Source organism: Kutzneria sp. NPDC052558 (assembly GCF_044547355.1).
Taxonomy (GTDB): Bacteria; Actinomycetota; Actinomycetes; order Mycobacteriales; family Pseudonocardiaceae; genus Kutzneria.
Genome location: NZ_JBIUAG010000001.1, coordinates 664,871 through 676,704 on the forward strand (window position 1 = coordinate 664,871; position 11,834 = coordinate 676,704).

11 protein-coding genes are annotated in these 11,834 nt (G+C 67.9%); 3 read left to right on the forward strand and 8 right to left on the reverse strand.

Going from position 1 to position 11,834, the window contains the following annotated elements; all coding sequences use genetic code 11:
* The first annotated feature begins 28 nt into the window (after positions 1-28).
* Positions 29-2,926: a BTAD domain-containing putative transcriptional regulator gene (locus tag ACIG5F_RS02795; protein ID WP_396515643.1), complete on the forward strand. Its 2,898-nt coding sequence runs from the start codon at positions 29-31 to the stop codon at positions 2,924-2,926.
* A gap of 336 nt (positions 2,927-3,262) precedes the next feature.
* Here ACIG5F_RS02795 and ACIG5F_RS02800 read toward each other — a convergent pair whose 3' ends face one another.
* From ACIG5F_RS02800 to ACIG5F_RS02830, 7 genes are all read right to left on the reverse strand, one after another.
* Positions 3,263-3,607 (reverse strand): SDR family oxidoreductase, encoded by a 345-nt coding sequence (locus ACIG5F_RS02800; RefSeq protein ID WP_396515644.1) that lies wholly within the window; start codon positions 3,605-3,607, stop codon positions 3,263-3,265.
* Between the two features lie 229 nt (positions 3,608-3,836).
* A complete protein-coding gene (locus tag ACIG5F_RS02805; RefSeq protein ID WP_396515645.1) occupies positions 3,837-4,712 on the reverse strand; it encodes a hypothetical protein in 876 nt (291 codons plus the stop codon).
* A 15-nt stretch (positions 4,713-4,727) separates the two neighbouring features.
* Positions 4,728-5,993, reverse strand: a complete 1,266-nt coding sequence (locus ACIG5F_RS02810; protein WP_396515646.1) for an FAD-dependent oxidoreductase — start codon at positions 5,991-5,993, stop codon at positions 4,728-4,730.
* A gap of 1 nt (position 5,994) precedes the next feature.
* Positions 5,995-7,344: a cytochrome P450 gene (locus ACIG5F_RS02815; RefSeq protein ID WP_396515647.1), complete on the reverse strand. Its 1,350-nt coding sequence runs from the start codon at positions 7,342-7,344 to the stop codon at positions 5,995-5,997.
* A gap of 7 nt (positions 7,345-7,351) precedes the next feature.
* On the reverse strand, positions 7,352-8,326 hold the full coding sequence (locus tag ACIG5F_RS02820) for a terpene synthase (RefSeq protein ID WP_396515648.1): 975 nt from the start codon (positions 8,324-8,326) through the stop codon (positions 7,352-7,354).
* Positions 8,310-9,164: a class I SAM-dependent methyltransferase gene (locus tag ACIG5F_RS02825; protein ID WP_396515649.1), complete on the reverse strand. Its 855-nt coding sequence runs from the start codon at positions 9,162-9,164 to the stop codon at positions 8,310-8,312. The genes ACIG5F_RS02820 and ACIG5F_RS02825 overlap by 17 nt, the downstream gene beginning before the upstream one ends.
* A complete protein-coding gene (locus ACIG5F_RS02830) occupies positions 9,142-10,569 on the reverse strand; it encodes a protoporphyrinogen/coproporphyrinogen oxidase (RefSeq protein ID WP_396515650.1) in 1,428 nt (475 codons plus the stop codon). Before ACIG5F_RS02830 ends, ACIG5F_RS02825 begins: the two co-directional genes overlap by 23 nt.
* 323 nt (positions 10,570-10,892) lie before the next feature.
* On the opposite strand from ACIG5F_RS02830, the gene ACIG5F_RS02835 reads away from it, so the two are divergent.
* Positions 10,893-11,141, forward strand: a complete 249-nt coding sequence (locus ACIG5F_RS02835) for a hypothetical protein (RefSeq protein ID WP_396515651.1) — start codon at positions 10,893-10,895, stop codon at positions 11,139-11,141.
* Complete coding sequence (locus tag ACIG5F_RS02840) at positions 11,138-11,470, forward strand: hypothetical protein (protein ID WP_396515652.1); 333 nt, start codon at positions 11,138-11,140, stop codon at positions 11,468-11,470. The genes ACIG5F_RS02835 and ACIG5F_RS02840 overlap by 4 nt, the downstream gene beginning before the upstream one ends.
* Before the next feature lie 33 nt (positions 11,471-11,503).
* Here the strand turns inward: ACIG5F_RS02840 and ACIG5F_RS02845 are convergent, their stop codons facing one another.
* On the reverse strand, positions 11,504-11,821 hold the full coding sequence (locus ACIG5F_RS02845; protein ID WP_396515653.1) for a DUF6247 family protein: 318 nt from the start codon (positions 11,819-11,821) through the stop codon (positions 11,504-11,506).
* Positions 11,822-11,834: the final 13 nt, after the last annotated feature.

Consider the following 11,834-nt stretch of genomic DNA (forward strand, 5'->3'; position numbering starts at 1 on the left):
AGAAACGGGCTCACTGGGGGGCACGGAGATGGAGTTGACTCCGTCGGCACTGTCGGCGCTGCTGCGGCAACGGCGCGTGGAGCTGGGCATAACTCAGGCCGAGCTGGCTCGCCGAGCCGGCCTCGGCATCCGCACCGTGCGCTATCTGGAGCAGGGCCAGATCCGACGGCCCCGCACCGCGTCCGTCCGCCAGTTGCTCGCCGTGCTGGCATCCGACGGGCAGTCGGCGGCGCCGACCGCGGACTTGTGGATCGGCGTGCTCGGCCCCCTGATGATCGTCCGCGACGGTCGGACGATCGAACTCGGCGAGACGCGGCCGGCCTGCCTGCTCGGGTTGCTGGCGTTGAACCCGAACCGGCCCCTGCCCTTGGACGACGTGGCCGAGACGCTGTGGTCCGGTCGGCCGCCCGCGTCGTGTGCCGGTCTGGTCAACCGATACGTCCGCCAACTGCGACGATTGCTCGGCCCACGGCTGTGCCTGGTCCGGATCGGCCATGGCGGCTACCAGCTGGACGCCGAACCGTCCCAACTGGACATGCTGGAGTTCGGCGCGCTGGCAGCGCGGGCTCGATCCGAGCAGACTCCGGACGCCGCTTGCGAGACCTACGCGCAGGCGCTCGCTTGTTGGCGTGGGCCGGTTCTCGCCGGCAAGGAACAGCTGGCGTGGCATCCGGCGGCGGTGGCCCTGTCGCAGCAGCGCCTGTCGGCCGCCCTAGCGCACGCCGACGTCAGCTGCCGGCTCGGCCGGCACGAGCAGATCGTCACTCAGCTGGAACCGGTACGCGCGGATGAGCCACTGCACGAGGGACTGCACGCCCGACTCATGGTCGCGCTGGCAGGAGCCGGACAGCGGCCGGCCGCCATCGACCTGTTCGACGACCTGGCGGCCAGGTTGCGCACCGAGCTCGGCATCGAGCCGGGCCCGGAGCTCCAGGCCGCGCAGTTGCAGGTGCTGCGGGACGAGCCGATCCCACGGGCCAGCGACAACTTCCTGCCGCGCACGGTGGACGACTTCGTCGGCCGTGCGGCCGAGATCGAGGCGCTGGCGGCCCGAAGCACCGTGGTGTGCGCCCTCAACGGCATGGCCGGCGTCGGCAAGACGACGCTGGCTGTCCACATCGGACACCGGCTGGCCGATCGATTCCCGGACGGGCAGCTCTATGTCGATCTACGGACGCACAGCGCGGAACGGGGGCCGCTGACCGCCCAGGGCGCGTTGGACGCCCTGCTCCGGCAACTCGGCGTGGACGGGCATCGCATCCCTGAGCAGGTCGACCACAGCGCCGCGTTATGGCGGTCACTGCTGGTCGGCCGCCGCCTGCTGGTCGTGCTCGACGACGTCGCCGATGCCGCCCAGGTTCGTCCGCTACTGCCCGGCGGCGGCACGGAATGCGGGGTCGTCATCACCAGCCGGGCCCGGCTGACGAGCCTGGAAGCAGTGCGGATGATGGCGTTGGATGTGCTCGGCGAACACGAGGCGGTCGAGCTGTTCACCCGGATCGTCGGCGAGCGGCGGGTCGCGGACTGCCACGAAGGCGTCCAGGAGCTGGTCCGGTTGTGCGGCCTGCTGCCCCTGGCGATCCGGATCGCCGCCGGCCGCCTCCGTGATCGCCCGTTGTGGACGATGGAACACCTGTTGACGTCACTGCGGGACGAGCATCGAAGACTCCCCGCGCTCAGCGCCGGCGACCGCAGCGTCGACGCGGCGCTGGCGCTGTCCTGCCGGCACCTGACCGACCGGCAGCGGCGGCTGTTCCAGGGGCTCGGCGACTTCCTCGGCGTGGACATCACCGCCGACGCGGCGACGGCGATCACCGGCCACGGCCCGGCCGAGACCGCTTCGCTGCTGGAAGGTCTGCTCGACGTCCACCTACTGCACCAGTCCACGCTCGACCGGTACCGCATGCACGACCTGGTGCGCGATCACGCCCGCACGATCGGCGACGCCGATCCCGCGATCGCCGGGCGGGTTCTCGACCACTACATCCACATGGCCGGGCAGGCGGCCGACGTGCTCGAACCGACCAGGAAACGATTCCCCGCCTCGAGCCCGCCGCCGGCGCACCTGCGTGGGCTGGCCACCACCGAGCACGCGCTGTCCTGGTTCGAGGCCGAACGCGTCAACCTCGTCTCGCTCGCTGCCGGCGCCGCCACGCACGGTCAGCACGAGCGCTGCTGGCGGCTGGTCCAGACCCTGTGGCGGTACTTCTTCATCCGTGGCCACCTCCACGACCTCATCGAGACCCACCGCACCGCCCTCGCCTGCACGCAGCGGCTGGGCGACACCGCCGCCGAGGCGGAAATCCGCAAGAGCCTCGGCCTCGGCTACTGGCGGATGGGCCGGCCGGCCGAAGCAATCGAGCAGCATGACCTCGCACTGGCCCTCGACCGTGCCAACCGGGACCCCTGGGACGAGGCCAAGACCCACAACCACCTCGGCTTCATCCACGCTCGTGACGGCGACCCAGCCCGGGCCCTCGTGCATCACCACCGTTCGGCCGAGCTCTACCACCAGACCGGCGACCACTGCGGCGCTGCGCGGGCGTACGTCGGCCTCGGCGACCTGCACTACCACGCCGGCCGGATCGACGAGAGCGCCGCCTGGTTCCGCAAGGCCCTCGCTCTGGCCCAAGAAGTCGGTGACCGCTGGAGCGAGAGCCTCGCCCGGATCGGCCTCGGCTTCACCAGTCCTCCCCCGCAGGCCCGCGCCCACCTGGAACTCGCCCTCGAACTCACCCGGGCCACCGGCGACCGCTGGGGCGAAAGCATGGCCCTGACCGGGCTCGGCGCGATCCTCGCCGGCACCGACAACGTCGCCGAGGCGATCAACCTCTACCGCCAGGCCGTCGCCCTGTCGCAGCAGATCGGCGACCGATGGTGGGAGCAACTCGCCACCGCCGGCCTCGCCGGGTTGCAAGACCCCTGAGTGACGTCGGTAGCTGCTCATCCGCATCTCGGATCCGCAGCTCTCCGAGCAGCCAGACGTCCACCAGATCGTCGGCGTCGAACCGTAGCCTCGGGCCGGCGAAGGCCGCTCGGAGAACATCCAAGCGACCGCCTGAGGTTTGCACCGGTCAACTCCAGGTCCGGTCGGTCCAGCAGCCTTCGCAGGGCATCGCACAGCCGGCGGCGAGCCGACACCTGGAGCATTCGGAACACCTTGTGCACATGGTGCTCGACGGTGCTGGGGCTCAGGAACAGCAGCAGGTCGTGGAGACGGCGCCGCGCCTCTCGACCAGCATCACCGTGTTCTGGTGGAAGATCAGTGGGTTTCGGTGGTGAAGCCGCCGTCGATGGTCATGTTGGCGCCGGTGACGTTGCCGGCGACGCGGTCGCTCGCCAGGAACAGCGCGAGGTCAGCGACCTCGGTCGGCGTGGTGAACCGGCCGGTGACGGCCTGGGCCGCTGCGGTGGCGGCGACGGAGTCCGCGGTCGCGTCTGCGGTGGCAGCCAGGGTCTCGGCCACCCCGCCGGCACCGAGCCAGAGGTCGGTCGCGACCGGGCCCGGACTGATCGCGTTGACCCGGATGCCGTGCGGGCCGAACTCCTTGGACAACGCGTTGGTGAGGTTGACCAGCGCCGCTTTCGCCGCGCCGTAGTCGATCACAGTCGGATCGATGTTGCCCCGGCCGGCGGTCAGGCGGCCTCAGCGGGGCAAAAGGTAGCGGAACATCGACTACATTTGTCTCAGAGGCATTGGAAAATTACGGATACTTCTCCGGCAGGATTGACTGCCAGCACTCCAACCTGCCCTCGTAGCGTATGCCCCGCTTGCGCGAGCAGCTCGCCGCCTTCCCGATTGACGAACAGACCGTGTCCGCATTCTGCGGTGACGATCAGCCTACTCCGCGCCTCCGATGATGGAAATGGAGAGCCCTATCGCCAAACACCGACGCGACAAACTCGGTTGAGGTGACAACGGAGCCGGCACGAACCAATTCGCCGTCCGCCGCGTACCGCACCCAGACCTCGTAGATCTCACTCGAAGCCGGAATCGTCGCCAACGCTCGACGAAAGTCGCCTTCCATCCGGGGCCGGCCCGCGAGCCTCGGCCGAAAGATGACCTGGTGGTGCGGCTTTCCGTCGTAGCAGATCGCACCCGACCGATCCCTGAATGCAAGGTGGTCGACGTCCATCCGAAAAGGGTCCTCTTGGCGGATAATCCAAGCCAGCACAGGGCGAGAAAGCTTACCCGCGGGAGAGGAAGGCGGGGGAAGAATGTTCGTCAACGGGTCCCGAAAGAAGTCATGGTAACGCTGCTGGCCGTCGATCGAGGTGGTGAGGTGCAGATTCACCGAGGGAAACCCGCTGATCAGGAACTTGACGGCAGCAGATGGCGAGAACCCGCCCTCCTCTGGATGGCCACTGATGGAGAGCCGGAGCAGGATCGGAGCGCCGTCGAGGACCCCGCCGGCCCGGGCGCCGGGATCGGCACGGAACTCCGCGGCCGCGACCACCCCGAACGGGTGCGAGAGCTTGGTGCGCGGCTCGAGGACATCGGCGCGTGCGGAGAACGTCCGTCGCCCGCGCCGGAGGAGGCCGCCCACGAGCTTCAGCGCCGGGAGAAGGCCGGCGGAGCGGCGTAGGTCGGGTAGCGCGGAGTAGCGTGTCGAGGCGACCTTCTGCCAGAGAATCGCGAGCTTCTCCGCAGCCTCACGGGACTCATAGTCGTGGGGCAGAAAAGTGCTCGGCGCCGACGGTCGGGCGATCATCAGGGCGACCCTCCTTCATGCGAAGCGCTGGAGCGCACGTAGATTCGACGACTCCGGATGAAGCCGGCTGACGACCTTCATCGCCGACCGGAGGCCGCTCTCGTGGGTGTCCACGTCCTCCAGGTAGCTGCCGGCTAACCACAGCCCGCCCGAGCCGGAGTCGAGTGCCGCGAGCCGCGCCTGGACGCGGTAGTACTCCGGCGTCATCCTGGGATGGAAATAGCGATACATCGCGTACAGGTCCTGAGGGACGCTCGAACCGAGCGTCACCCAGCTCCGGAAGACGCCCACCCCCTCCCGCATGCCGCACCAAAACGTCTTCTCACATTCGCCGCGGTCGTCGACGGACATGTTGACGTAGGACCAAGCCCCCCGCGGCTCGGGCATATAGGCATGGTCGGCGTGGACCGCGATGGCCGTCTCGTAGTATTCGATCCGCCGGAGCAGGCGGCACAACGATTCGGTGTCAGGCAGGGACGAGAGAAGCTTCTGGGCTTTGTAGGCGGGCGCGGCGATGACGACCTGGTCAAAGGCGTGCTGCTCGCCCTCTCGCCCCAGCAAGAGGAAGCGCCCCGCATCCTTCCGAATCGCTTTGATCTCCGAGCCCAGCCTGACCGTCACGGTCCGCAGCGATTCGAGCAGGGTGTTGACGTAGGCGCTCGCGCCACCATCGACCCGCAGCGCCTCCAGCGACAGGTGCGTCCCTTCGATTCGGGGACAGACGAGGAACTTCATGGCTGCCCGTGCCGAGAAGTTCATCGCCTCCTCACGGGACGTTCCCAGTATGGCGGCGAGTAACGGATGCATGACCCTCGACGCGAAGGCGGTCGGGAGCTGGGCGAGATAGTCCCGCACCGGCATGGTCCAATCGCCGTTCACTTCGAGGGGGACAGCGATGTCGATCGCCCGACCGAACGCCACAAGACGCTGCAGGATCGACGGACGTAAGGCGGATGCGAGATGCGCGGGCCGGGTCGACGGCACCACCATGAGATTCCGTCGATCGACCCGCGAGCAGAGTGCGAACGTGGCCAGCGACCGTTCGCAGCCGATCTTCAAACGTGCGAGGAGCCCCTTGAAGACCGGGTGGGTCGCGCTCGTGAGGTTCGAGAACGCGGTATCCACCTGCACATCCACCCCGCCGCGGCGGACAGTCAGGGTATGGGCGTGACCACCGGCAATGGCGTTCTCCTCGAAGAGGACGACTTCGTGGCCGGTGCCGTCCAGCATCCACGCCGTGGCGAGGCCGGTAATTCCGGCTCCAACGATGGCGATTCTCATCTCAGGCGTCCCCGGTCAGCACCCTTGACACACTCGTCCGGGCACGCACGGTCACGGTGACCGACTGCGGTCCGAGGGTGGCGGCGGCAATGGGTTTCGGGGCGCTGCCCGAAGGTAGATCCAAGTGCCAGCGCGCGGCTATGCTGGCGGTGAGCAGGGTGAGCTCCGCGAAAGCGAAATCTCCGCCGGGGCATCCATGCACACCCGCGGCGAAGGGGATGTAGGCCCCTCGAGGCAGGTGGTTGTGGCAGCCGGGATTCCATCGGTCGGGATCGAACGACTCGGGCTGGTGATACCAGCGGGAGTCGCGATGCATGGAATAGGGGCTGTAGAAGACCTGGGCGCCTTTCCTGATGGAGTACTGCCTGAGTTGGAGATCGGCGACGGCCCGTCGCGGAAACAGCCAGATGGGCGGATAGAGCCGTAGGGTCTCCTGGACGATCTGGCGGGTGTAGACCAGTTCGGGGAGGTCCGCGGGACTGGCGGGACGGCCGCCGAGAACACGGTCGACTTCCTGCTGAAGGCGTTCGCGGATCTCTGGATGCTGACCGAGGAGAATGAACTGCCAGGCCGCCGCCGCGGTGCTGGTGTGCGATCCGCCGATCATCATGGACACCACGTCATCGTGCAGCTGCCGCTCATCGACGCCGTCGGCCAAGCGGGTGATCGCCGGGCTGTGTCGATTGGCCGAGATGAGCGAGCCCACCGCCTCGTGGATGCTGCCCAGGGCGTTGTGGTAGTTCCGTCGTTCGGAACTCGGCAGCCAGTCGAGAAACGCGGCCACCGGCCCATAGGTTCGACGAGCGAGGCCGGCGACGACGACCGGCAGGGCGCGGTGCACGACCGCGCCGAACCCGGCCGGCAGTTGCTGTTCGAAGATGGTCGCGGCGACGACGTTCATGGTGAGGTCGGCCATCTCGGCACTCAGGTCGATGTCCTGGCCGTCACGCCAGGAAGCGGCCTTGGCCGCGGCCAGGTCGGCCATGGTGTCCAGATAGGTCGTCAGCCGGGCCGCGTTCAGCAGTGGTTGGACGGCGCGCCTGCGGTCGCGGTGATGCCTGCCGTCGGCCACTGCCACGCCGTCGCCGAACAGCGGGCGCGCCTTGGCAAAGATCTCACCACGGTCGAAGCGTTGCGTTGATCCGGTCAGCATGGCCTGAACCAGGTCCGGGTGGTTGAGGATGTAGGCGGCTTGCCGTCCGATGCGGAATTCGACGATGTCGCCGTGTTGGCGTTGCTTGTCCAGGAACGCCAACGGATCCCCTACCAGGCTCAGCGCATGCCCCACCAGGGGGAGGCCGTTGGGCATGCGGGGTATCCGCTGTGTTCCGTGGTCGATGAGCGCCGTCATGTCGGCTCTACCTTCCCTCTCCGACGAGCGCCGACTGGTATCGCGGTGTCTGGTATCCCCACTCCAGGTGGCCGCGGATCCAGACTCCGAGGGCCGCGCTGCAGTGGTCGACATGGCTGCGGTCGGCATCCGGCAGGCCCAGCGTCGCGGTGAGTCCGGTGAGTTCCTGGCATCCGGCCAGGTAGGTGTGGATTCGCTGTTCGCACGCGGTCGACACCGTCGCCGTCGCCGCCTGCCGGTCCTCACCGTGGTGGTGGGCGGTGACCAGCACGAGGTTGTGCAGGTCGCCTTGCTCGGCTTCCTTGTCCACAGTCAGCAGGTCGTTGGTCCAGCAGACGATGTCGGCCGCGGCGATCAGGAGGTCCTGATAGGGGCGTGAGTAGTAGACGGACGAGGACAGCGCGCCGCCGTCGGTCTTCTCGATCAGATCGAATGACGGCATGATCGCCCCGAACGCCCGGCGCCAGTGCGCGAACGCGTCGGGCTTGGGGACCTGGCCGGACTGCCGATGGGCGGCCTGCCAGACACAGCCGGACAGGTATTCGCTCACGTGCCGGCGGAACCGCAGCTGCCAGGCGTCGGTCATGCCGACCGACGCCCGCGCGATGATCGCCTCCAACGCGAGGCTCAACGGCCATGTGGCAGCGTGAGTCCCCATGGTCACGCCTTGGAGATTGTGCAGCTGCTCCTCCAGCGGGTCGGCCGCGCGGCCCAGGTCGCTCTCGTCGATCCGGTCGTCGAGCAGGAAGAGCCAGGCCATCCACTGCGCGATCAGCGTGACGTCGGCTTCCGTGGCGTCGGGGTGGCAGTAGGCGGCCAACAGGCCCGGTCGGATGCGAGTCAGATTTCGTCGCTCCGCCGAGTCCTCGCAGAGCTCGTGTGAGTCCACCCAGGCGTAGGTCGCGATATCAGCCGCCGCCGCGTGCGGACTACGTCGGGCGGGAATGCCCCAGATCGCTGATCCTTCAACGATTCTGATCACCGACTCGCCTTTCGTTCCGTCCACCGGATGGCATGACGCCCCACATGCCGATCATCGCGTGAGCCACGTCGACGAACTCGGGGCGCGTCATATGGGCAAGAATTGCGGTCGTATCAGTTTCCTGCAGGACGCCGAGCCGGTGCATCACCGGCATCAACTCGGCCACGGAAAGCTGCCACGCCGCTCCCGCGGCATTGTTCGAGGTCAGCGTGGAGCAGTGCACGCGGAGTCCGACCTCGACGGCGCCGTGCCTGAGCAGCGGGGCCGGAAACGAGCGGGCCCATGTCTCGACATCGCTGCCGAGTGTCTTGGCCAGCGTCGTGATGACCGCGCCGCCGATGCGTCGCACGGCCGGATCGACGGAGGACGCGGCCAGGAAGAAGGACGGGTCCTCGATGTAGATCCGTCCGCCCGGCGCCAGCCACGTCATCATCTTGGCCAGCACCGTCTCCCGCTCTCGCAGGTGACACAGCACGCTCCGGGCGACGATGAGGTCGAACGTCCCGGTCGGAAAGTCCTCGGTCCGGACGTCGTGTCGAACAACGCGCAGTCGAGGGTGCCGCAGACCCGCCATGAACCGGATGTCGGTGTCGGTCGCCGTGACCTCGCCGCCCTCGCACCGCTCGGCGAGCCACCGCGCCACCGTCCCGCCGCCGGCCCCGACTTCCAGGCACCGCGCCCCTGGCCGCAGCGGCCAGCTCGAGAGAGCGGCCATCGTCGCCGGATCACAGTCAGCGGCCAGCGCGGCCAGCCGATCCTGCTGCGCGGGATGCTCGAAGGCGAAGACCTCGTCGCCGTAGTCCGGGCGTTCGACGCTAACCGAGGACGCTGTGCTCATGCCGGCGCCTCCCCTGCTCGACGCCGGTCCGGTTGATGATGCGATGAGCGGCTCGCTCACCGGTCGCCAAGGACGCATTCGTGGTGCTGTAGGAGAAGTAGTCGCCGGCGAGCTGGATCGGTGAATTCGGGTCGAGGCTTTCGGTGAACCGAGCGAGATCCTGGTATCCGCCGGAAGGGCGGACGACGATGGCCTTCTCCAACCGCTTGACGGCCGCCACCTCGCGGTACTTGTCCACGTGAGCGGCAAGCTCCGGGAGGGCCTCGCGGAAAGCGATGAGGGCGTCATCGATGACCTTGTCGTCGTCCAGGCCGATCCGCTCGGTGCTCCACGGGTGGCGGAAGATGAGAGAAGTCATGCCCGTGCCCGCGTTTTCCCGGCCCGAGCGAAGGTTGTGCTCGAACAGCACCATGCACAGTTCGGGATGCTCGTGCTCCGGCACGGCGATGCCGAAGGACGTCTCGCCGGGCGGCGGCGCGCTGAGTCCGAAGGTGACGTGCACGTCGGTGGCGTACTGCACGCCGGCGAGGTATTCACGCTGGTCGTCGGTGAGCGACGTGACGATCCCCGCGGCGGCCGGTCCGGGAACGGCCACGACACACGAGTCGCCGCGTTCGACATGGCGGACGCCGTCGCGCTCCCAGGTGACCTGGACGCCGTCGCCGTCCGGCCTGACGTCGGTCACCTGTGCGTTCAGCTCGACGTTCATGCGTTCCGAACGCATGAGGGGCAGGCCGAGGATGGTGGCCGGAAGCGTGCCGACACCGCCGTCCAGCGTGAGGCTCGGCGCGCCGAACGTGCCCCAGAGCAGGATGAGGATCGATACGGCCGACACGTCGGCGGCCTTGTTGAGGAACTGGGTGTTGCACAGCGGGTCGATCAGGTAGTCGAGCAGGGTCTGGTCGAGCCGGCGCAGGGAATAGTCGTGGGCGCTCTCCACATCGATCGCGGCGGCGGCGGACATGTCCTCCCAGTGCAGCCTGCGGCGCGCCGCCCCGAGATCAAGCATGAGACGCAGCGCCTTCAGCTTGGACCGCCAACCGAAAAGGCCCGTGCGGAGCAGGTCCAGGGGCTTCACGAGCGAAAGACGGTGAATCTTGCCGTCACGGAGAATGCCCAGCTCATTCGAGCACGGCAGCATCCCCGCCGCCAGTCCCGCGTCCTTCAGCAGTTTGATCATGGGCTTGTAGTTGTGCGACAGCCACACCGCGCCACGGTCGACACGGTACGTGCTGCGTCCGTCCTCGCTGGTCTCCGTCAACGATGACATACGGCCGCCGACGTAATTCGACCGTTCCAGCATCGTCACATCGAAACCCGCCTGCCGCAGGCGGAATGCGGCAGCTGTGCCCGCAATGCCGGAGCCGACGACGATCACTTTCTTCGCGTCGCTATTCCCCACCATCTGACGCCTCCTCGGGTGACCCCGCACTCGTTGAGCATTCTCCTGTGGACTGCCCGGCCCGAGTGAAGTCCTCGGTGAGCCGAGTTCCGACTGCCCTGTGGTAGCGACTGCGACCAGCCTGCCCTGGATGACTTCAATGGACACAGTTCGCGTGCCACAGCGCGGAACAAACAGGCTCGCACCAGCGCGGATGGCGGCCACACGTATCGACCGATCAACACGAGTCGTCGAGAATTCCGCGTATCGGAACGTCCGCTATACCGGCACATGGCGCAGGCGCATAGTTCGGCCATCGTCACGAACAGCAAGGGATGGTGATCATCATGGCCGGCGTCGAACTCAGCCATAGAGCGCGGGCCGTCCTGCGCGCCGTGCGGGCCGGACGGGCCGAGGTGTCCTGCAGCGCAATGCCCGACCTGCGGGTGGACGGCCTGCCGTGCTGCGACCAGATGACCGTGCACGACCTCGTGCTGGCCGGGCTGATCACGGCCCCGACAGTGGTCCTGGTCGACACCTGGGTGCCGGCCAGCCTGACCGCCACCGGCACCGAGGCACTGGCCGGCGCGGCATGAACGACGAACGTCTGGCCACAATGCTCCTGCGCGAGGACTTCGCCGAGGAGAGCGGTTCGCTGGACCCGATGGACCGGGTCACCTGCCGACTGCACGGCCGGTGGCTGCACACCTGCGTGGGCTCCGCCTCACATGCCAATGCCGCGACCGGGCACCGCTGGTGCCGGCGATGCGGGCAGATCGCGCTGACCGCCGTGGACGAGTTGACCTCCGAGATCACCATCAGGTGCGACCGCTGCGGCCGTGAACCCGGCGGGCGGGCCAATCGTCAGCTGGTGGAGCTGTGCCGGCGCAGCATGCTGCTGTCCCGATCACCGGCGAGCGTCTAGCGCGAGGGCCGCCCGACGTCGCCTACGGTGCTCTCACGTGTGCTGCGTAGGCTGCTCGCGGGTGGCATCCGTCGGTGTGGAACCACCTTCGACCTGGTTGCCGTACGTGGTCACGTATTCGGCGACCTCCGCGAGCACGCGGTGGGAGATGCCAGGTTCGCGGGCCTCAGCTTCGGCGACTGCCCGCCACTTGACCAGGAGCACGGACAGGCTCACGTAGCTCGACGCCTTCCCGGTCTCCGCCAACACAATGTCGCGCTCGCGCTCGAACTCGAACCGGAGCGACAACGGCAGGCTGGCCCCGATCTCCTCGAGTCGGGCCAGCGCATCGGCAGGAATATCCACGATCACCTGTCCTGTGGTG